The sequence below is a fragment of the Cellulosimicrobium cellulans genome (genome assembly GCF_007679345.1).
GTDB lineage: Bacteria > Actinomycetota > Actinomycetes > Actinomycetales > Cellulomonadaceae > Cellulomonas > Cellulomonas cellulans_A.
Genome location: NZ_VEGH01000006.1, coordinates 268,959 through 288,503, shown reverse-complemented (window position 1 = coordinate 288,503; position 19,545 = coordinate 268,959). Strand labels below are relative to the sequence as shown.

Sequence of the window (19,545 nt, the reverse complement as noted above, 5' to 3'; positions counted from 1 at the left end):
GTGCCCCGGCGCGCCACCGCGCGACGACCCGTCAGTCGAGCAGCCCCTGCGCCAGCGCGGGCGCGAGCACCGGCGCGAGCGGCAGCCGCGGGATCAGCGTGGCCTGCACCGCGTGGTACAGGTCGGCCTTGCCCTCCCAGACGGTCCGCGACACCCGGTTGTCCGTGCCGAGCTCGTGCCACCAGGACCCGCCCGACCGGTCGACGAGGAACTCCTCGGCGTAGTCCCACCAGGTCGCGTACCAGTCGTCGAACCGCTGCTCGCCGGTCGCGGCGTGCAGGGCGGCGGCCGCGGCGATGCCCTCGGCGGCGACCCAGTGCATCCGCTCGCGCACCACCGGCTGCCCGGACCAGTCGACGGTGTAGACGAAGCCGGGCGCGCCGTCGACGGCCCAGCCCTCGAGGACCGCCGCGTCGAACAGCGCGGTGGCGTCCTCGAGCATCCAGGCGGGGGCGACGTCCCCGGCGGCGGTGAGCGAGGCGCGGGCGTGCAGGGTGAGCCGCGCCCACTCGAGCCAGTGCCCGACCGTCGCGCCGTAGGGCCGGAACGGGTGCGCGGGGCTGTCGGCGTTGTACTCGAGGTCCGCGTGCCACCGCGCGTCGAAGTGCTCGGGGATGCGCCAGTCGTTGTCCCGCGCGAAGCCGTGCACCACCCGGGTGAGGATGCGCACGGCGCGGTCCAGCCACACGCGCTCGCCGGTCACGCCGTGCGCGGCGAGGTAGGCCTCGACGGTGTGCATGTTGGCGTTGACGCCGCGATACGTGTCGAGCTCGGTGAACGTCCGGTCCCACTGCTCGACGGCCATCCCGGCGTCCTCGTCCCAGAACCGCCGCCCGGACACCTCGAGCGCCTCGCGCAGCAGCGCCTGCGCGCCCGGCCGGCCCGCGGCGACCGCGGAGGACGTGGCGAGGACGACGAAGGCGTGCGGGTACGCGGCCTTGGTGTCGTCCCTGGGCGAGCCGTCGGCGTTCACCTCGGCGTACCAGCCGCCGTGCTCCGGGTCGCGGAACAGCCCGTCGAGCGCGGCCAGCCCGTGGTCGACCAGCGGGGCGGAGCCCGGCCGCCCGAGCAGGTGGGCCAGCGCGTAGACGTGCGTCATCCGGCAGGTGATCCAGAGCTCGGCGGGCCCGGGCAGGGGCCGGCCCACGTCGTCCAGGCGGAGGAACCCGCCCGACGGTGCGGCGGACGCCGTCCCGAAGGCGAGCAGGCGGTCGGTCTCGGTCTCGAGCCAGCGGGCGTGCGCGGGCGTCGTCAGCCACGTCATGGGTGTCACCCTAGTCACACCCGGGCCCCCGGCACGCCCGCGGGTGCGGCTCCGCCGGACCCGCGGACACCCCCGCCCGCGGACGTCCGCGCAGCCCGCGGCCGCACGACCGACCACCCGGTCGCGATGTGCACGAACGTGCAGGCAGCGGCCGCCGCGCCCGGTTCGTCCGGGTCGTCCTGGCCCTTTGACAGCGCGGCCCGCGGGCCACCAGAATCGTCGCGGATTTGACCGGTCAAAGTGGCTCCGTCGGTCCGCACGCCGCACCGCACCCCACCCCGCACGGACGCCACGAGGACCGCCCCCATGCCCACCGCCGACGACACGCGCAGCAGCACGCACGCGCCGCGGGTGACGATCCGCGCCGTCGCGGAGCACGCGGGCGTGTCCCGGCAGACGGTGTCCAACGCCCTGAACGCCCCGGGCCGGCTGTCGCCCGCCACCCTCGAGCGCGTGCGCCGCTCGGTCGCGGCGCTCGGCTACCGCCCCGACCACGCCGCCCGCGCGCTGACCTCCCGCCGGTCCGGCCTCATCGGCATCCGCGTCGGGTCCACCGCCCACCGCACCGCCGCGCACCCCGACCGGCTGCTGCACGAGCTCGTCGCGGCGGCCCGCCCGCACGGCTACCGGTTCCTCGCGTTCAACGCCCCCTACGGGGACGACGCCGCGGAGATCGCGGCGTACGACGAGCTGCTGGCCGCCGGTGACGTCGACGCGGTGGTCGTCGCCGACACGCACCCGGGCGACACCCGGCCGGGATGGCTCGCGGCGCGCGGCGCACCGTTCGTGGCGCACGGCCGGCCCTGGGGCGACCCGGACGCCGGCCACCGCTGGGTCGACGTCGACGGCGCCCTCGGCGTGCGGCTCGCGGTCGAGCACCTCGCGGAGCGCGGCCACCGCCGGATCGGGTTCGTCGGCTGGCCCGCCGACGGCGCCGGCGGTGACGCCCGGCGCGCCGCCTGGCACGCGGCGACCGCGGCGCGCGCCGGCGCGGACGCCACGCGCGGCCCGGAGCTGACGGCCGCCGCGGACACCCCCGACGCGGCCGCCGCGGCCGTGTCCCCGCTGCTTCGCGACCCGGCGACGGCACCGACCGCGCTGGTGTGCGCGTCCGACGCGCTCGCGCTGGGCGCGCTGGCGGCGGTCGCGGACGCCGGCGCCACCCCCGGCCGGGACGTCGCCGTCACCGGCTACGACGACTCCGACCTCGCGGCGTTCGCGCGCCCGGGGCTGACGAGCCTGCGGCAACCGATCAGACTGGTGGCGCAGACCCTCGTCGAGCAGGTGCTGGACCGGCTCGGGGTCGACCTCGGGCGACCGCCCGCCCCCGCCGGGCTGGTGGCGCCGGAGCTCGTCGTCCGGGCGTCCAGCGCCGCGCCGGCACCGCGCGGCACCGTCCCCGAACCGGCCGGGGGCCGACGCGCCTGACGCCCGACCGCAGCACCCGCAGCACCGACCAGCACCACCCGCACACCACGCCCCTGGGAGCACCACCGTGGCAACCGCAGCCGACCGCCCCTCCGCGGTCCTCGACGGCCTCGACGCCGTCCTGTTCGACCTGGACGGGGTCCTCACCCCCACCGCCGTCGTGCACATGCACGCCTGGGCGCGCCTGTTCGCGCCCCTGCTCGACGCCCGCGGGGCCGCGCCGTACACGGACGCCGACTACTTCGCGCACATCGACGGCAAGCCGCGCTACGAGGGCGTGCGGTCCCTGCTGGCGTCGCGCGGCATCGAGCTGCCCTGGGGCGATCCGGCCGACTCCCCCGACACCGAGACGGTCTGCGGCCTGGGCAACCGGAAGAACGCCGTGTTCACGCAGGTGCTCGAGTCCGAGGGCGTGACGCCCTACGCGGGCTCCGTGCGCCTGGTGGACGCGCTCCTCGCGCAGGGGCGGAAGGTCGCCGTGGTGTCGAGCAGCCGGAACGCGGTGCCCGTGCTGGCCGCCGCGGGCCTGACCGACCGGTTCCCGCTCGTGGTCGACGGCCTCGTGGCCGCCGCGCACGGCCTGGCGGGCAAGCCGGACCCGGCGACGTACCTGTACGCCGCCGAGCAGCTCGGCGTGCCGCGCGAGCGCGCGGTCGTCGTCGAGGACGCCGAGTCCGGCGTCGCCTCCGGCCGGGCCGGGGCGTTCGGGCTCGTCGTCGGCGTGGACCGCGGCGCTGGCGCGGACGTGCTGCGCGAGCAGGGGGCAGACCTGGTGGTGGACGACCTCGCCGAGCTCGTCACCACGTCCGACGACACCGACGAGCACGAGAGCACCCTGCCGTGAACCCGACCTCCCTGTTCACCCCCGACCCGCTGGACCGCAACCGGTTCCCCAAGGACGAGTGGCGGCTGCGCGAGACGCGCCACGACGCGTCCGACCTGGGCCGGACCGAGACCCTGTTCGCCGTCGGCAACGGGTACCTCGGCATGCGCGGCAACGTCGAGGAGGGCCGGGACAGCCACAGTCACGGCACCTTCATCAACGGGTTCCACGAGACCTGGCCGATCCGGCACGCCGAGGAGGCGTACGGCTTCGCCCGCGTCGGCCAGACCATCGTCAACGTCCCGGACGCCAAGATCATGCGGCTGTACGTGGACGACGAGCCGCTGCTGCTGACCGTCGCCGACCTGCACTCCTACGAGCGCAGCCTCGACTTCCGCGACGGGGTGCTCTACCGCGACCTGGTCTGGCAGACCCCGTCGGGCAAGCGGGTGCAGATCCGCACCCGGCGCATGGTGTCGTTCGCCGAGCGGCACCTGGCGGTCATGACGTACGAGCTCACGATGCTCGACGCCGATGCCCCGGTGGTGCTGAGCAGCCAGATCCTCAACCGCCAGGACGGCCAGGACGAGTACCACGTCCGCGCCGCCGCGATGGGCGAGGGCTTCGACCCCCGCAAGTCCGAGACGCTGTCCGCCCGCGTCCTGGAGCCCCGCACCCACTGGGGCGCCGAGGGCCGGTACGTCATGTCCTACCGCGCCGCCGCGTCCGGCATGACGCTCTCGGTCGCCGCCGACCACGACATCGAGACGGACAACGCCTACGAGGAGCTGTCGCTGGTCGAGGAGGACCTCGCCAAGCACGTCTACCGGATCGAGGCGAAGCAGGGCCAGCCGGTCCGGATCACCAAGGTCGTCACCTACCACTCCTCCCGCGGCGTGCCCGCGCGCGAGCTCGCCGACCGGTGCCGCCGCACGCTGGACCGCGTGCAGACCGCCGGGGTCGAGCAGCAGTTCGCCGACCAGCGCGCGTGGCTGGACGACTTCTGGGCGCGCAGCGACGTCGAGGTGCCCGGGCAGCCGGACCTGCAGCAGGCCATCCGGTGGAACCTGTTCCAGCTCGCGCAGGCCACGGCCCGCGCTGAGGGCAACGGCATCCCCGCGAAGGGCCTGACCGGGTCCGGGTACAGCGGGCACTACTTCTGGGACACCGAGATCTACGTCCTGCCGTTCCTCACCTACACCTCCCCGCGGATCGCGCGGAACGCGCTGCGGTTCCGGTACACGATGCTCGACGCCGCGCGCCGCCGGGCCGCGGAGCTGAACCAGAACGGCGCGCTGTTCCCGTGGCGCACGATCAACGGCGAGGAGGCGTCCGCCTACTACGCGGCCGGCACCGCGCAGTACCACATCGACGCGGACATCGCGCACGCCGTGCGGCAGTACGTGGCCGCGACCGGCGACGACGACTTCCTCGCCCGCGAGGCCGTCGACATCCTGGTCGAGACCGCCCGCATGTGGGCCGACCTGGGCTTCTGGCGCGGGACCAACGGCGACGCGTCGTTCCACATCCACGGCGTCACCGGCCCGGACGAGTACACGACCGTCGTGAACGACAACCTGTTCACGAACGTCATGGCCCGCGCCAACCTGCGCGGCGCCGTCGAGGCGGTCGACCGCCTGGCGCACGAGCACCCGGCCGAGCACGCCGCGCTCGTCGCCCGGCTGCACCTGACCCAGGACGAGCTGGACGAGTGGGCGCACGCCGCCGAGCGGATGCACATCCCGTACGACGAGCGCCTGGGCATCCACCCGCAGGACGCGAACTTCCTCGAGAAGGAGCTGTGGGACCTGGCCAACACGGACCCGGCCAAGCGCCCGCTGCTGCTCTACTACCACCCGCTGGTCATCTACCGGTTCCAGGTGCTCAAGCAGGCCGACGTCGTGCTGGCGCTGTTCCTGCAGGGCGACCAGTTCACCGCCGAGGAGAAGCTGGCCGACTTCGACTACTACGACCCGCTGACCACCGGCGACTCGACGCTGTCCGGCGTCGTGCAGTCGATCGTGGCGTCGGAGGTCGGGTACCAGGAGCTCGCGCTGCGCTACTTCACCTCCGCGCTGTACGTGGACCTCGCCGACCTGCACCACAACACCGCCGACGGCGTGCACGTCGCGTCGGCGGGCGGCGTGTGGAGCGCGCTGGCGTGCGGGTTCGGCGGCATGCGGGACCACGAGGGCGTCGTGTCCCTCGACCCGCGGCTCCCGGAGGTCTGGGACGGCCTGACGTTCCGGCTCACGCTCCGCGGCAGCCGGGTGCGGGTCGACGTCCGGCACACCGAGCTGCGGCTCACCGTCGAGGAGGGCGACGCCGCGGACCTGGTCGTGCGGGGCGAGCCGGTCAAGGTCACCGCGGGCGACCCCGTCGTGCTGCCGCTGGCGCCCGCGCCGCGGCTGATCGGCACGCCGACGGTCCGGGACATCGAGGGCACCCGGCGCGCGGACGGCACGCTCATGACCGCCAGCGTTCCGGACCACCCCACGGTGCTCACCCCGCCGCCCGTCTCGCACGACTGAGCGGCCGCGGGGCGCTCGCGCCGGTCAGCCCGTGAGCGCCTCGCGGAGCTGCCGGAGGACCTCGACGTCCTCCGGCTCGTAGCGGAAGTCGGTCACCCGCGGGGCCGGCTCCCGGCGCGGGAGCGCGGGGGCGGGCCCGTCCGCGGGTGCCGCGTCGTCGCCCGACCCGTCGGCGGCGGGACCGTCCGCGGCAGGCTCGTCCGCCGCGCGGCGCACCGGGCCGGCACCGGCGCGGTGCGGCTCGCCGTCGGCCAGCGCGGTCCGCACCAGCCGGCGCACCAGCGCCAGGTTGAGGTCCGCCCCGGCCGCGACGACGAGCGTCCCGTGCCCGCCGAGCCGGTGCGCGAGCAGCGTCCGCGCCGGGGACTCCACCAGCAGGCTGCTGGCGTCCCCGGCGAGGTCGCCGCCGTGGCGGGACACCGTGGCCGTCAGCGCGCCGACGAGCGCCGCGACGCCCGGCTCCGGCGCCGCCACCCCGGGCGCGCCCGAGCCGTCGGGCGTGAGCCAGGAGGCCGTCGCCCCCGGGGGCAGCGCCCGGACCAGCGTGTCGAGCACCAGCGCGACGTCCACGCGCACCTCCAGGGTCGTCGCCGTGCGCCGCTCAGCGCTCGAGCTCGATGCCGGCCTGCGTCAGCTCGCGCAGCCGCCGGCGGGCCAGCGCGAGGTTGCCCCGGTGCCGGTCGAGCACGAGGTAGGAGAACAGCCCGGCGTACCGCGGGTCGTCGCTCAGCGTGATCAGGTGCAGCTCGTCCGACAGCGAGATCAGGATGTCGTCGATCGACTGCCCGCCGCCGAGCTGGTCGATCGAGCGCATCTGCGCCCGCACCACCTCGGTGGCCACGGCCGCCGCGAGCTCGATGTCGAACGGCTTCACGACGGTCGACATGATCGTCATGCCGCTCGTGTAGTCGACGCCCGCGAGCGCGATCGCGCCGTCCAGCGCCATCACCTGGGCCGTTGCTTCCTCCATGCTGACCATGCGTCACTCCTCGTCGTCCGGGTGGAACGCGAGCGACGCTGCCACCGGGGCGCACCACCCCAATACGGCCGCACCACCCCGTGAACGGGGTTTCGGGGGCGCGGGGCCGGGGCCGTCAGAGGTCCACGGCGCCGCCGAGCGAGCGCAGCGTCCGGCGAGCGAGCGCGAGGTTGCCGCGCTGGCGGTCGAGGGCCAGGTACCCGAAGACGCCCTGGAGCCGCGGGTGGTCGCACACGAGCGTCAGGTGCAGCTCGTCGTGCAGCGTGACGAGGATGTCCTCGACCGCCCCGCCGCGACCCATCTGCTCGACCGCCCGCAGCTTGGCGCGGACGAACTCGGTGGCGACGGCGGCGGCGAGCTCGATGTCGTACGGCACCGAGGTGGCGGACGCGAGCATGAGCCCGTTCGTGTGGTCGACGAACGCGAAGGCGATCGCGCCGTCGAGGTTCATCAGGTCCTGGGCGACGTCCTGCAGGGTGGGCACGGGGGGGCTCCTCGGCGGCGGCCGTCGGGGGTCCGGCCGCGGGTCGGTGGTCGCGCGCGGCGGGGGCCGACGTGCGGTGCGCCGTACGCTATCCGCGCTGCCCGATAATGTCAGCAGTTCGCTGACCAGCGGGACAAATGTGGGCAATCGATGCCAGACCGGGGTTTCTGCGCATTTTCGCGACATTCTGCGCGGCGCCCGCGCGACATCGCGGCACCGCGCCCGGCGCGCGCGGCCGGGGCCCGCGGCCGGGACCGAGGTCCCCGGGACTCCGGTCCCAGACTTTGTGAAACTTTTCTCGATACCGTTCTGGTCGTGAGGTCGACGGAGCCCTCCGCACCCCAACCCACCACCCTCGGGAGAGTCCCCGTGACCACCACGACGACGAGCACCGACACCGCCGCGGCCATCGACCAGCTGGTCGCAGGCGCGACCAAGGCGCTGGCCGAGTACGCCCGCTTCACCCAGGAGGACGTGGACCGCCTGGTCAAGAAGGCCGCCGTCGCGGCGCTGGACCAGCACGGGCAGCTCGCCGAGCTGGCCGTCGAGGAGACCGGCCGCGGCGTCTTCGAGGACAAGGCCGTCAAGAACATCTTCGCCTGCGAGCACGTCACCAACTCGATGGCGGCGCTCAAGACCGTGGGGGTCATCTCCCGCGACGAGATCAACGGCATCACCGAGATCGCCGAGCCGGTCGGCGTCATCTGCGCGATGACCCCGGTGACCAACCCGACCTCGACCGCGATCTTCAAGTCGCTCATCGCGCTGAAGACCCGCAACCCGATCATCTTCGCGTTCCACCCGAACGCGCAGAGGTCGTCCGTCGCCGCCGCCCGCGTGGTGCGGGACGCCGCGGTCGCCGCCGGCGCCCCCGAGCACTGCATCCAGTGGGTCGAGACCCCCTCGATGGAGGCCACCGGCCTGCTGATGAACCACCCGGGCGTCTCGACGATCCTCGCGACCGGCGGCAACGCGATGGTCCGGGCCGCGTACTCCTGCGGCAAGCCGGCCCTCGGCGTCGGCGCCGGCAACGTCCCCGCCTACATCGAGAAGACCGCCAAGCTCAAGCGGGCCGTCAACGACGTGGTGCTGTCCAAGTCCTTCGACAACGGCATGATCTGCGCCTCCGAGCAGGCCGTCATCCTGGACGACGAGATCTACGACGCCGCGCTGGCCGAGTTCGCCGTGCTGCACGCGTACCGCGCGTCCAAGAAGGAGAAGGCGCTCCTCGAGAAGTTCATCTTCGGCGTCGAGGCCAAGGGCAAGAACTGCGGCGACGCCAAGCTGAACCCGACCGTCGTCGGCAAGTCCCCGCAGTGGATCGCCGAGCAGGCCGGCTTCACCGTCCCCGCCGACACCTCGATCATCCTGGCCGAGGTCGGCTCGGTCGGCCCGAACGAGCCGCTCACCCGCGAGAAGCTCTGCCCGGTCCTCGCCGTGCTCCGCGCCACCTCGACCGAGGAGGGCATCCAGCTCGCCGAGCAGATGGTGGAGTTCGACGGCCTCGGCCACTCCGCCGCGATCCACACCCAGGACGACGCCCTCACCGAGGAGTACGGCAACCGGGTCAAGGCGATCCGCGTCATCGCGAACGCGCCCTCCTCGCTCGGCGGCATCGGCGACATCTACAACGCCTTCATCCCGTCGCTGACCCTGGGCTGCGGCTCCTACGGCCACAACTCGGTGTCGAACAACGTCTCGGCGATCAACCTCGTCAACATCAAGCGCGTGGGCCGGAGGAACAACAACTTGCAGTGGTTCAAGGTCCCGGCCAAGACGTACTTCGAGCCGAACGCCATCCGCTACCTGACCGACATGGCGGACGTCGAGCGCGTCACCATCGTCACCGACGCCACGATGACCACCCTCGGCTTCGTCGACCGGGTCCTGGACGTCCTGCACCGCCGCGGCAACAACGTGTCCGTGCAGATCATCGACCAGGTCGAGCCCGAGCCCAGCGTCAAGACCGTCCAGGCGGGCGCCGCGCAGATGCGCCACTTCCGCCCCGACACGATCATCGCGCTCGGCGGCGGGTCGCCCATGGACGCCGCCAAGGTCATGTGGCTGCTCTACGAGCACCCGGAGATCGTGTTCTCCGACCTCAAGCAGAAGTTCTTCGACGTCCGCAAGCGCGCGTTCAAGTTCCCGACCCTGGGCGAGCTCGCCAAGCTGGTGTGCATCCCCACCACCTCGGGCACCGGCGCGGAGGTCACCCCGTTCGCCGTCATCTCCGACCCGGACGCGGGCAAGAAGTACCCGCTCGCCGACTACGCGCTGACCCCGACGGTCGCGATCATCGACCCGGTCCTCACCTCGAAGATGCCGCGCTCGCTGGCCGCCGACTCCGGCTTCGACGCCCTGACCCACGCCACCGAGGCGTTCGTCGCGGTGTACGCCAACGACTTCACCGACGGCATGGCGCTGCAGGCGATCCGCCTGATCTTCGACAACCTGGCGCAGTCCGTGAACGGCGACCCGGCCGACCCGGCCACCAAGGACGCCCGGGAGAAGATGCACAACGCGGGCACCATCGCCGGCATGGCGTTCGGCAACGCGTTCCTCGGGATCGTGCACGCGATGGCGCACGTCATCGGCTCCACGTTCCACCTGGTGCACGGCCGGACCAACGCCACGCTCCTCCCGCACGTGATCCGGTACAACGGCCAGATCCCGACCAAGCTGACCAGCTGGCCGAAGTACGAGCACTACGTCGCCCCGGAGCGGTTCCAGCAGATCGCCCAGATGCTGGGCCTGCCGGCCGAGACCCCGGAGCAGGGCGTCGAGTCCTACGCCCTGGCGATCGAGGCGCTGCGCGCCAAGGTCGGCATCCCGTCGTCCTTCCAGGCGCAGGGCGTCGACGAGCAGGACTTCCTGTCCCGGCTCGACGAGGTCGCCATGGGCGCGTACGAGGACCAGTGCGCGCCCGCCAACCCCCGCATGCCGATGCGGGCGGACATGAAGGACATCATGACCGCGGCCTACTACGGCACCTCCGTCGCGGAGGTGCGGGGCCGCCGCGAGCAGCAGGGTGCGCAGAGCGCGCCCGCCGGGGCGGGGGCCCCGGCGCCGGCCGACGCCTGAGCGTCCGCCCGGCCTGACCCCAGGCCGCTGCTCGCCGAGCGCCCCGCCCGCGACCACGCGTCGCGGGCGGGGCGCTCCTCTGCGTCCGGGTGCCCGAGGGCTCCCGGGGCGCTCCGAGGTGCGCCTGGCACACTGGGCGGTCCACCGACGAGGAGGCCCGCCGATGACCACGCGCCGCACCACCCGCCGCACCACCGGCCGCACCGCCCGCCGCGCCCGCGCCGCGACCGCCCTGCCGCTCGCGCTCGCCGCCGCGCTGACCCTGGGGGCCTGCTCCCAGGCCGAGGACCTCGCGTCCGGGGCGCAGTCCGTCGCCGACTCGGCCAGCGAGGCCGCCGGCAACCTGCGCGACCTCGCCGACCAGGTCCGCGAGCGCGTCGAGTCCGCGCAGTCCGCCGTCGACGACGCCCGCGCCCGGCTCCAGGACCTCGACGCGAGCGCGCGCGAGGCCGCGCAGGGCGCGGTCGACCAGTCCTCCACCGCGATCGACGACGCCACCGCGGCGCTCGAGCAGGCCCAGGCCGACGGCACCGCCGCGACCCAGGCGCAGCTCGACTCCGCGCGCTCTGCCCTCGACTCGGCCCGCAGCGCGCTCGACTCGGCGTCCTCGCAGGTCGACGCCACGACGGCCGACGCGCTCGACAAGCTCGCCCAGCAGGTCGAGCAGCTGTCCCAGCAGGTGCAGGAGACCGAGCAGGGCTGAGCCCGGGCCGCCGGGCCGGGGCCCGCACGGCGCCGGCCGACGACCGGGTGGCGACCGGGTGACGCCCCGCCGGGGAACTCACCCGGCCGGGTCCGCGGCGATCACTTGAGCCCGGCCGCGTGGTGCCGATCACACAGGCATGACCACGCAGCACCCGCGCACCCGGACCCGGCACCACGTGCCGTGGTGGGTCGCGTGCGCGTGGGGGTCGCTGGTGCTGCTGGTCCTCGCCGGCCTGGCGGCCGCCTCCGGCATCCTCTGACTCCCCCCCGGGCCACCACCGCCGAGAGTGCGGCACCTGCGGGGTTCCGGGGCCGGCAACCCCGCACCTGCTGCGGTCTCGGCGCCCGTGACCGCCCGGAGCGCGCGTGCGGGGCGTCGGCTAGCCTCCCTCGGGTCCCCTCACGAACGGACCGCGATGACCGCCACGCCCTCCCCCGCCCGCCCCACGACGCCCGGCCGGTGGCGCGACGTCGCCCGGGCCGCCGGGCTGCTCGGCGCCGACGGCGTGCCGCGGCCGACGATCTTCGCCGAGATGTCGGCGCTCGCCGCACGGACCGGCGCGCTCAACCTTGGGCAGGGGTTCCCGGACGTCGACGGGCCGGAGTCGGTCAAGCGGGTCGCCGCCGACGCGATCGCCGCGGGAGTCAACCAGTACCCGCCGGGGCCCGGCGTCCCGGAGCTGCGCCGCGCGGTCGCCGAGCACCAGCAGCGGCACTACGGCCTGAGCCCGGACCCCGACGCCGAGGTGCTGATCACCACCGGCGCGACCGAGGCGCTGGCGGCCGCGGTGCTCGCCCTGACCGAGCCCGGCGACGAGGTGCTGACGCTCGAGCCGTTCTACGACTCGTACGCCGCGGTCATCGGGCTGGCGGGCGCCCGGCACACCACCGCCCCGCTCGCCGCGACCCCGGACGGGTTCCGGCTCGACGCGGACGCGCTGCGCGCCGCGGTCACCGACCGGACGCGGGTCATCCTGCTCAACACCCCGCACAACCCGACCGGGGCGGTGCTGACCCGCGAGGAGCTCGCGGTAGTCGCGGAGGTCGCCGAGCGGCACGGCTGCGTGGTGGTCACCGACGAGGTCTACGAGCACCTGACGTACGACGGCGTCCCGCACGTGCCGTTCGCGACGCTGCCCGGGGCCGCGGACCGCACGCTCACCATCTCCTCGGCGGGCAAGACGTTCTCGTTCACGGGCTGGAAGATCGGCTGGGTCACGGGGCCCGCGGCCCTGGTCGACGCGGTGCGCGCGGTGAAGCAGTTCCTCACCTACGTGTCGGGCGCGCCGTTCCAGCCCGCGATCGCGCACGCGCTCGACCTCGAGACCACGGACTCCCCCGATGCCGGGTACGTCCGCGGGCTCGCGACGTCGCTCGCCGCGCGCCGGGACCTGCTGAGCGCCGGCCTCACCGCCGCCGGGTTCGACGTCGTCCGGCCGCAGGGCACCTACTTCGTCGTCGCCGACGCCGCGCGGCTGCTCGCCGGCCCGCTCGCCCGGCACGGCCTCCGGGACGCCGCCGACCTGTGCCGCGCGCTCCCCGGCCTGGCGGGCGTCGTCGGCGTGCCGGTCGGGGCGTTCACGCACGACGGCTCTCCCGCGGACCGCGCGCTGCGCACGGCGGTCCGGTTCACCTACGTGAAGCAGGAGCCGGTGCTCCGCGAGGCGACCGGGCGCCTGGCGTCCCTGGCGGGCTGAGCCGCACGGCAGCTCTCGGCGAGCGCGGCAGCTCTCGGCGAGCGCGGTAGATCGCGCCGAGCGCGGCAGCTGGAGCGACCGCGCTCGGCTGGAGCCACCGCGGTGGACGGGAGCCCTCGCGGTCGGCGACCGGCGGGCGTCAGTGGGTCTCGACCGCCGTGCCCAGGCCGCCCTCGGTCCAGCCGCCGCGGCGGTACGCCGGCGTGGCCAGCGCCAGCACCAGGAGCGCGCCGCCCGCGCCCGCGAGCATCACGGTCGCCATCGCCCACGCCGACTCGCCCAGCACGCCGACCAGCGGCGCCACCACGCCCGAGACGCCGGCCTGCAGCGCGCCGATGAACGCCGCCGCGGTGCCCGCGCGCTCGCCGTGCCGGGACAGCGCGATGGCCGACGCGTTGGGCGGCGTGAAGTTGACCAGCGACATCGTCAGGAACAGCACCACCAGCAGCGCGGGCAGGCCGCCCCATCCCGTGATCGCGATGACGAGCAGCGCCAGGACCAGCACGAACGACGCCGGCAGCGCGACCCGGATGATCTGGATGGGCGCGTACCGGCGGACCAGCGCGGCGTTGACCTGCGCGCCACCGACCAGCCCGATGCCGTTGATCGCGAAGATCAGCGCGAACTGGCCGGCCGACAGGCCGTACCCCTCCCGGAGCACGAACGGCGAGCCGACGACGTAGCTCATCAGCACCGCGAGCCCGAGGCCCGGCAGCAGCGCCAGCGCGACGAAGTGCCGGTCCTTCAGCAGCACCCCGTAGCCGCGCCACACCCCGCGCGAGGTCGGCAGCCGGCGCTCGGCGGGCAGCGTCTCCGGCAGCCGGAGCAGCACGACGACCCACAGCACCGCGCCGTAAATCGCGAGCGCGACGAACACGGCGCGCCAGCCCCACTCGCCGGCGATCAGGCCGCCCACGCTCGGCGCGAACAGCGGGGCGACGCCGATCACGAGCATGAGCCGGGACAGCAGCCGCGAGGCGTCCGGTCCGACGAACCGGTCCCGGATGACCGCCATCGCGACCACCGACGCCGAGGCGTTGAAGAACCCCTGCACCATCCGCAGCCCGATGAGCGGGACGATCGCCGGCGCGACCGCGCACAGCAGCGACGTCACGACGTGCAGCGCGACCCCGATCAGCACGGGCAGCCGGCGGCCGAACCGGTCGGACAGCGGGCCGATCACCAGCTGCCCGGCGGCGCCGCCGACCAGCATCATCGTCATCGTCAGCTGGGCCGCGGCGGCGCTGGTGCCCAGGTCGCGCGCGACGTCGGGCAGCGACGGCAGGTAGATGTCGGTGGTGATCGCGGGCAGGGCGGTCATCACGCCGAGCAGCAGGACGTACTTGGCGCTGGGGCGGAACGCGGGCGCGGGGCCGGGTCCGGCCGACGGTGCCGCGGCGGTCGTCGAGGGTCGGGCGGGGTGCGGGACGGGTTCGCCGGTGCTCATCTCGTGCTGCATCGTCGCACGCGCACAGCCCCCGGGCGAATCGATTCGACCCCTACGCAGGTCACGGCCCCGAGCGCCACCGGGACCCGGCCGGGCGCCGACGGCGCGCCGCCGCGGGCCCGGCTCAGTCTGCCGGGCCGAGCTCCTGGAACACCGTGAGCTGCAGCCCGGCGGGGCCCTCGAGCCGCGCGTTCAGCGAGCGCCACGGCGTCTCGGTGGGCGGCGCGACGAGCTCCGCACCGCCGTCCTCGACCAGCCGCTGCGTCGTCGCCCGGGTGTCGGCCACCTCGAACGCGACCCGCACGTGCCGAGCGACCTGCCGGCCCACCTCGACGTCGTCGATCAGGCGCTTCTGCGCGGGGTTGGCGATCTCGAGCGTCGCCCGGCCGGCGTCGAGGATGGCGACGTGCGCGCCGTCGCCGCCCTCGTACGCCTCGAGCTGCTCGAGCCCGAGCACGTCCCGGTAGAACGCCAGCGCCGCGTCGTAGTCCTCCGCCTCGACCACCAGCCGCAGCTGGCGGACCGGGCGGCCCTCGCCGGGCACCGTCGCCGCCATCACGCCCGCCGGATCCGGACCGGCGCCAGCGCCCCGATCCCCTCGAGCTCGCGCTCGGGCAGCGGCTCGAGCAGCAGCCCCGGGGCGTCGAGCAGCAGCCGCGCGGTCGCCGGGTCGGTGAGCACGGTGCTCGGGTCGGCGATGTCGGTGAGCCGCGCCGCCACGTTGACCGACGGCCCGAACACGTCGCCGAACCGGGAGAGCACCCGGCCCCAGACGACGCCGACCCGCACGGGTGTCACGCCGCGGGCGCCCTCGGCGATCCCGCCGGCCGCGCGCTCCCGCTCGACGTCCAGGTCCCCGCCCAGCACCCGCGCGAGCTCGAGGGCCACCTTCGCCCCGGTCCGCACGTCGTCGGCCACGAACAGCACCGCGTCGCCGATCGTCTTGACCACCCGGCCGCCGCACTGGGTCACCACGTCCCGGGCCGCGGTCTCGAACCGCTGCACGAAGTCCGACAGGTCGGTGGACCCCAGGCCGGCCGTGCGGCGGGTGAACGACACCATGTCGGCGAACCCGACGGCACGCGCCAGCGGCAGCGCGGCCGGGTCCGTCCCGGCGCCGGCGTCACCCCCGGCCGCGAACTCGACGGCGTACCGGGCCGCGATGGACGCGAGGTGCCGGCGGTAGGCGTGCAGCAGCTGCGCCTCCAGCACGGGCGCGAGCCGCGGCAGCTCGTCGAGCACGGCGCGCCGCGCGGCCGGGTCGTCGAGGTCCCGCCGGGTCGCCATGTCCTCCACCAGCGCCTCGACCTGCCACAGCGCGAGCCGGTCGCTGGTGTGCCCGAGCGCCCGGGTCAGCGAGATCATCGTGCGCCGGCCCACCTGGTCCTCGCGCAGCAGCGCGGCGACCCGCTCGACGGCCTCGGCGTCCCGGCCGGTGAACGCGACGTCGTCGGCGTCCGGGTGCGGCAGGCCGAGCGTCCGCCAGTACAGCCGCACCAGGTCCAGGTCGAGCCCGGAGCGGTCCGCGAGGTCCCGGAGCGACAGCGCCCGGGGGCCGCCGAGCAGCGCCGCGTCCAGCGCGGCCGCCTGCACCCCGTCCTGCACCTCGTCCGTCACGACTGCGACCCTAGTTCACCGAGCGGGCGGACGTGACGCACGTCACCGGCGAGCAGCACCCGCTCGGCGCCGGACGCGTCACGCACGACCAGGGCGCCCTGCGGGTCGATCCGCTCGGCCGCCCCGCGGAGCTCCGTGCCGTCGGGCAGCGTCGCGCGCACGGCGCCGCCGAGGGTCAGGCAGGCGTCCGCGACGGCCGCGTCGAGCCCGGCCGCCGCGACGTCGCCGTCGTGGTCCTGCCAGCGCTCGACCACCGCGACGACCTCCCCGACGACGGCCACCAGCAGCGCCGTGCGGTCCACGGCCCCCGCCCCGGCGGCGCGCAGCGACGTGGCGCTCGGCACCGGCAGCTCGGCCGGCGCCTGGTCGACGTTCAGACCGATGCCGAGCACCACCGCGTCCCCCGCCGGCGCGACCTCGGCGAGGACGCCGGCGACCTTGCGGTGCGCCCCCCAGCCGGGCAGGTCGGCACCGTCCGGGGCGGGCAGCAGCACGTCGTTCGGCCACTTGACCCCCGCCGCGAGCCCGGTCGCCGCGCGCACCGCGCGGGTGACGGCGAGCCCGGTCAGCAGCGGCAGCCAGCCCCACCGCGCGCGCGGCACGCCGGGGCGCACCGCCAGGGACAGGGTGAGCGCCGCGCCCGCCGGGGTGGTCCAGGCGTGGTCGGCGCGGCCGCGGCCCGCCTGCTGGTGCTCGGCGACCAGGAGCCCGCCGTCGGCCCACCCGGGATCGGCGGCGACGCGCGCCAGCAGCTCGGTGCTGGTCGAGCCGGCGGCGGGCAGCACCTCGCACCGGCCCAGCGGCCCCGCGGGGTGCAGCAGGGCGGCGCGCAGCTCGGGGACGCGCAGCGGCGCGCGCGGGTCGGTGTCGTCCACCGCCCCATCCTCGCCCGCCCGGCTCGCGGCGGCGTTGTCGCATTCGCACGACCCGGCGCGCGGGAGTCCGTGCCCGTCGCCCAGGCCCGCCGGCGCGTCCGGCCACTAGCCTCGTGCGGGTGACCGACCAGCTCCCGGCGGACCAGCCCGCCGCCACGCCCGAGCCCGCCGCGCCGGAGGCGCCCGCCGCGACCGCCGCACCCCGGCCCGCGGGCACCGCCGCCAAGGTCGCCGACCTCGCCGACCGGCACCGCCGCGCCGTCACGGAGCCCGAGGAGGCGGCGGCGGCCAAGCAGCACGCCCGCGGCAAGCGCACCGCCCGCGAGCGCGTCGAGCAGCTGCTGGACCCGGGCTCGTTCACCGAGCTCGACGCGTTCGTGCGGCACCGCTCGACCAACTTCGGCCTCGAGGCCAAGCGGGTCCCGGGCGACGGCGTCGTCGTCGGCCACGGCACGGTCGACGGCCGTCCGGTCGCGGTGTACTCGCAGGACTTCACGGTGTTCGGCGGCAGCCTCGGCGAGGTGCACGGCCAGAAGATCACCAAGGTCATGGACCTCGCGCTGCGCACCGGCATGCCGCTGGTCGGCATCTCGGACGGCGGCGGCGCCCGCATCCAGGAGGGCGTGGCGGGCCTGACCCAGTTCGCCGAGATCTTCCGGCGCAACGTCGCCGCGTCGGGCGTCATCCCGCAGATCAGCCTGATCCTCGGCCCCTCGGCCGGCGGCGCGGTGTACTCCCCCGCGCTCACCGACTTCATCGTGATGGCCGACGGCACGTCGAACATGTTCATCACCGGCCCGGACGTGATCCGCGCGGTCACCGGCGAGGACGTCGGCTTCGAGGAGCTCGGCGGCGCGACCACGCACAACACCCGGTCCGGCGTGGCCCACTACCTGGCCTCCGACGAGGACGACGCGCTCGACTACGTGCGCTCGCTGCTGTCCTACCTGCCGCAGAACAACCTCACCGACCCGCCGGCCTACCCGCAGGAGGCGGACCTCGACGTCACCGACGAGGACCTCGAGCTCGACACCCTGGTGCCGGACTCGGACAACCAGCCGTACGACATGCGCACCGTCGTGGAGCACGTGCTGGACGACGGCGACCTGCTGGAGGTCCAGCCGCTGTTCGCCCGGAACGTGCTGGTCGGCTTCGGCCGGGTCGAGGGGCACGCGGTCGGGATCGTCGCGAACCAGCCGCTGACGATGGCCGGCACGCTCGACATCGACGCCGCCGAGAAGGCCGCGCGGTTCGTCCGGACCTGCGACGCCTTCAGCATCCCGGTGCTGACGTTCGTGGACGTGCCGGGCTTCCTGCCCGGCACCGACCAGGAGTGGAACGGCATCATCCGCCGCGGCGCGAAGCTCATCTACGCCTACGCGGAGGCGACCGTCCCGCTGGTCACCGTGATCACCCGCAAGGCGTACGGTGGCGCGTACATCGTCATGGGGTCGAAGCAGCTCGGCGCCGACGTGAACCTGGCCTGGCCCACGGCGCAGATCGCGGTCATGGGCGCCGGCGGTGCGGTGAACATCCTGCAGCGCGGCGCGCTCAAGCAGGTCGCCGAGGCGGGCGGGGACGTCGAGGCCGAGCGCGCCCGGCTCACCCGCGAGTACGAGGAGGCCATCGTGAACCCGTGGGACGCCGCGGACCGCGGCTACGTGGACGCCGTCATCGCGCCCGCCGAGACCCGCACGCAGATCGTGCGCGCGCTGCGCGTGCTGCGGACCAAGCGCGCGGCGCTGCCGCCCAAGAAGCACGGGAACATCCCGCTGTGACCGGCGACCCGCTGCTGCCCGGCCCCGGCGAGCACGACGGCCACGACCACGCGCACGACCACGCCGGCGGCGCGCACGGGCCCGAGCCGCTGCCCGGCGTCGACACCGCGGCGATGCACGGCGTCGTGGACGGTCTCGCCGCGGCGCTGCACGAGTACGTGGACACCGCCGCGGGCGTGCGCGCCGAGTTCGGTGCCGCCGAGGCCGACGAGGACCCGCGGGTGCTCGCCCTGGAGTCCCGGGTCTCCGGGCTGAACGCCCGGCTGTACGACCTGCTGCACGAGAGCCTCGGCATGCACTCCGAGCTCACGGGCATGACCTGGGAGGACGGGGCCGCGCCCGCCGAGGCGCCCGCCGCGGACGAGGACACCGACGAGTTCCACCTCGGGTTCGTCGTGAGCATGCCCGCGGGACCGCACGACCAGTCGATCGACGCCGTGCTCGGCATCGTCGACAACGGGGGCGCGGAGATCGTCGAGCGCCTGCTCGACAGCGGGTTCACCGTCGAGGGCTGGGGCGCGTCGAGGGGCGCGCCGGTGTCGTTCGACGACGACGAGGACGGCGAGTCGTGAGCGCGGGGGACGGCGTGGTGCTGCCGCACGTCCAGGTGGTCCGCGGCACCCCGGACGACGTCGAGCTCGCCGCGCTGGTCGCCGGGCTGGTGGCCGCGTCGGTGCCCGGGGACGACGACGCGGCCGAGGACGGGCTGCCCCGCCCGGCCTGGGGCGACCGCGCCCGCTCGCTGCCCGGCGCCCGCGGCGCGTGGCGCACCGGGCCGGACGCGTGGCGGCGCAGCCTGCGCTGACGCGCCGACCGGGCCGCGGGTAGGGTCGACC

The 19,545-nt window shown here is 75.1% G+C and carries 18 protein-coding genes; 10 read left to right on the top strand and 8 right to left on the bottom strand.

From position 1 onward, the window contains the following. Nucleotides 1–31: 31 nt before the first annotated feature. Complete coding sequence (locus tag FS882_RS10515; protein ID WP_158372990.1) at nucleotides 32–1,264, bottom strand: AGE family epimerase/isomerase; 1,233 nt, start codon at nucleotides 1,262–1,264, stop codon at nucleotides 32–34. Nucleotides 1,265–1,570: 306 nt separating this feature from the next. Between FS882_RS10515 and FS882_RS10510 the strand changes: the two genes are divergently transcribed. From FS882_RS10510 to FS882_RS10500, 3 genes are all read left to right on the top strand, one after another. Then, nucleotides 1,571–2,692, top strand: a complete 1,122-nt coding sequence (locus FS882_RS10510; protein ID WP_158372989.1) for a LacI family DNA-binding transcriptional regulator — start codon at nucleotides 1,571–1,573, stop codon at nucleotides 2,690–2,692. A 67-nt stretch (nucleotides 2,693–2,759) separates the two neighbouring features. After that, entirely contained in the window at nucleotides 2,760–3,536 is a 777-nt protein-coding gene (locus FS882_RS10505; RefSeq protein ID WP_158372988.1) for an HAD family hydrolase, read from the top strand. After that, nucleotides 3,533–6,046, top strand: a complete 2,514-nt coding sequence (locus FS882_RS10500; protein ID WP_158372987.1) for a glycoside hydrolase family 65 protein — start codon at nucleotides 3,533–3,535, stop codon at nucleotides 6,044–6,046. Before FS882_RS10505 ends, FS882_RS10500 begins: the two co-directional genes overlap by 4 nt. A 24-nt stretch (nucleotides 6,047–6,070) precedes the next feature. On the opposite strand, the gene FS882_RS10495 is transcribed toward FS882_RS10500, so the two are convergent. The 3 genes from FS882_RS10495 to FS882_RS10485 form a co-directional block, all read right to left on the bottom strand. Continuing rightward, nucleotides 6,071–6,616, bottom strand: coding sequence for a hypothetical protein (locus FS882_RS10495; protein WP_187365250.1), 546 nt, complete (start codon nucleotides 6,614–6,616; stop codon nucleotides 6,071–6,073). A 31-nt stretch (nucleotides 6,617–6,647) separates the two neighbouring features. Continuing rightward, the gene (locus tag FS882_RS10490; protein ID WP_158372985.1) at nucleotides 6,648–7,025 is read right to left on the bottom strand and encodes a hypothetical protein; all 378 of its coding nucleotides are present in this window, start codon (nucleotides 7,023–7,025) and stop codon (nucleotides 6,648–6,650) included. 115 nt (nucleotides 7,026–7,140) lie between these two features. Next, entirely contained in the window at nucleotides 7,141–7,509 is a 369-nt protein-coding gene (locus FS882_RS10485) for a hypothetical protein (protein ID WP_262348208.1), read from the bottom strand. A gap of 369 nt (nucleotides 7,510–7,878) precedes the next feature. Between FS882_RS10485 and adhE the strand changes: the two genes are divergently transcribed. From adhE to FS882_RS10465, 4 genes are all read left to right on the top strand, one after another. Next, complete coding sequence (gene adhE / locus FS882_RS10480) at nucleotides 7,879–10,590, top strand: bifunctional acetaldehyde-CoA/alcohol dehydrogenase (protein ID WP_158372984.1); 2,712 nt, start codon at nucleotides 7,879–7,881, stop codon at nucleotides 10,588–10,590. A gap of 163 nt (nucleotides 10,591–10,753) precedes the next feature. Beyond that, nucleotides 10,754–11,293: a hypothetical protein gene (locus tag FS882_RS10475; RefSeq protein ID WP_158372983.1), complete on the top strand. Its 540-nt coding sequence runs from the start codon at nucleotides 10,754–10,756 to the stop codon at nucleotides 11,291–11,293. A 139-nt stretch (nucleotides 11,294–11,432) separates the two neighbouring features. Then, entirely contained in the window at nucleotides 11,433–11,555 is a 123-nt protein-coding gene (locus tag FS882_RS10470) for a molybdopterin oxidoreductase (protein ID WP_158372982.1), read from the top strand. 156 nt (nucleotides 11,556–11,711) lie between these two features. Beyond that, nucleotides 11,712–12,992 (top strand): aminotransferase class I/II-fold pyridoxal phosphate-dependent enzyme, encoded by a 1,281-nt coding sequence (locus tag FS882_RS10465; RefSeq protein ID WP_158372981.1) that lies wholly within the window; start codon nucleotides 11,712–11,714, stop codon nucleotides 12,990–12,992. A 139-nt stretch (nucleotides 12,993–13,131) separates the two neighbouring features. Here FS882_RS10465 and FS882_RS10460 read toward each other — a convergent pair whose 3' ends face one another. The 4 genes from FS882_RS10460 to FS882_RS10445 form a co-directional block, all read right to left on the bottom strand. Next, nucleotides 13,132–14,439: a multidrug effflux MFS transporter gene (locus FS882_RS10460; RefSeq protein ID WP_262348207.1), complete on the bottom strand. Its 1,308-nt coding sequence runs from the start codon at nucleotides 14,437–14,439 to the stop codon at nucleotides 13,132–13,134. Between the two features lie 124 nt (nucleotides 14,440–14,563). Continuing rightward, nucleotides 14,564–14,995 carry a VOC family protein gene (locus FS882_RS10455; protein ID WP_158373047.1) on the bottom strand — a complete coding sequence of 144 codons (432 nt, stop codon included), beginning with the start codon at nucleotides 14,993–14,995 and terminating at the stop codon, nucleotides 14,564–14,566. After that, on the bottom strand, nucleotides 14,995–16,056 hold the full coding sequence (locus tag FS882_RS10450; RefSeq protein WP_158372979.1) for an adenylate/guanylate cyclase domain-containing protein: 1,062 nt from the start codon (nucleotides 16,054–16,056) through the stop codon (nucleotides 14,995–14,997). Before FS882_RS10450 ends, FS882_RS10455 begins: the two co-directional genes overlap by 1 nt. Continuing rightward, complete coding sequence (locus FS882_RS10445) at nucleotides 16,053–16,931, bottom strand: biotin--[acetyl-CoA-carboxylase] ligase (RefSeq protein WP_158372978.1); 879 nt, start codon at nucleotides 16,929–16,931, stop codon at nucleotides 16,053–16,055. Before FS882_RS10445 ends, FS882_RS10450 begins: the two co-directional genes overlap by 4 nt. Before the next feature lie 119 nt (nucleotides 16,932–17,050). Here FS882_RS10445 and FS882_RS10440 point away from each other — a divergent pair, with 119 nt between their 5' ends. From FS882_RS10440 to FS882_RS10430, 3 genes are read left to right on the top strand one after another with little or no spacing between them, the layout of a single operon-like run. Beyond that, a complete protein-coding gene (locus tag FS882_RS10440) occupies nucleotides 17,051–18,709 on the top strand; it encodes an acyl-CoA carboxylase subunit beta (RefSeq protein ID WP_158372977.1) in 1,659 nt (552 codons plus the stop codon). After that, nucleotides 18,706–19,281, top strand: coding sequence for a hypothetical protein (locus FS882_RS10435; RefSeq protein ID WP_262348206.1), 576 nt, complete (start codon nucleotides 18,706–18,708; stop codon nucleotides 19,279–19,281). Before FS882_RS10440 ends, FS882_RS10435 begins: the two co-directional genes overlap by 4 nt. Next, on the top strand, nucleotides 19,278–19,514 hold the full coding sequence (locus tag FS882_RS10430; RefSeq protein ID WP_262348205.1) for an acyl-CoA carboxylase epsilon subunit: 237 nt from the start codon (nucleotides 19,278–19,280) through the stop codon (nucleotides 19,512–19,514). The genes FS882_RS10435 and FS882_RS10430 overlap by 4 nt, the downstream gene beginning before the upstream one ends. Nucleotides 19,515–19,545 lie beyond the last annotated feature (31 nt).

What these genes read in the sequence shown, in the direction of transcription:
- FS882_RS10515 (WP_158372990.1), bottom strand. Translation starts at nt 1,264, where the DNA reads ATGACGTGGCTGACGACGCCCGCGCACGCCCGCTGGCTCGAGACCGAG.
- FS882_RS10510 (WP_158372989.1), top strand. Translation starts at nt 1,571, where the DNA reads ATGCCCACCGCCGACGACACGCGCAGCAGCACGCACGCGCCGCGGGTG.
- FS882_RS10490 (WP_158372985.1), bottom strand. Translation starts at nt 7,025, where the DNA reads ATGGTCAGCATGGAGGAAGCAACGGCCCAGGTGATGGCGCTGGACGGC.
- FS882_RS10475 (WP_158372983.1), top strand. Translation starts at nt 10,754, where the DNA reads ATGACCACGCGCCGCACCACCCGCCGCACCACCGGCCGCACCGCCCGC.
- FS882_RS10470 (WP_158372982.1), top strand. Translation starts at nt 11,433, where the DNA reads ATGACCACGCAGCACCCGCGCACCCGGACCCGGCACCACGTGCCGTGG.
- FS882_RS10465 (WP_158372981.1), top strand. Translation starts at nt 11,712, where the DNA reads ATGACCGCCACGCCCTCCCCCGCCCGCCCCACGACGCCCGGCCGGTGG.
- FS882_RS10460 (WP_262348207.1), bottom strand. Translation starts at nt 14,439, where the DNA reads ATGAGCACCGGCGAACCCGTCCCGCACCCCGCCCGACCCTCGACGACC.
- FS882_RS10455 (WP_158373047.1), bottom strand. Translation starts at nt 14,995, where the DNA reads ATGGCGGCGACGGTGCCCGGCGAGGGCCGCCCGGTCCGCCAGCTGCGG.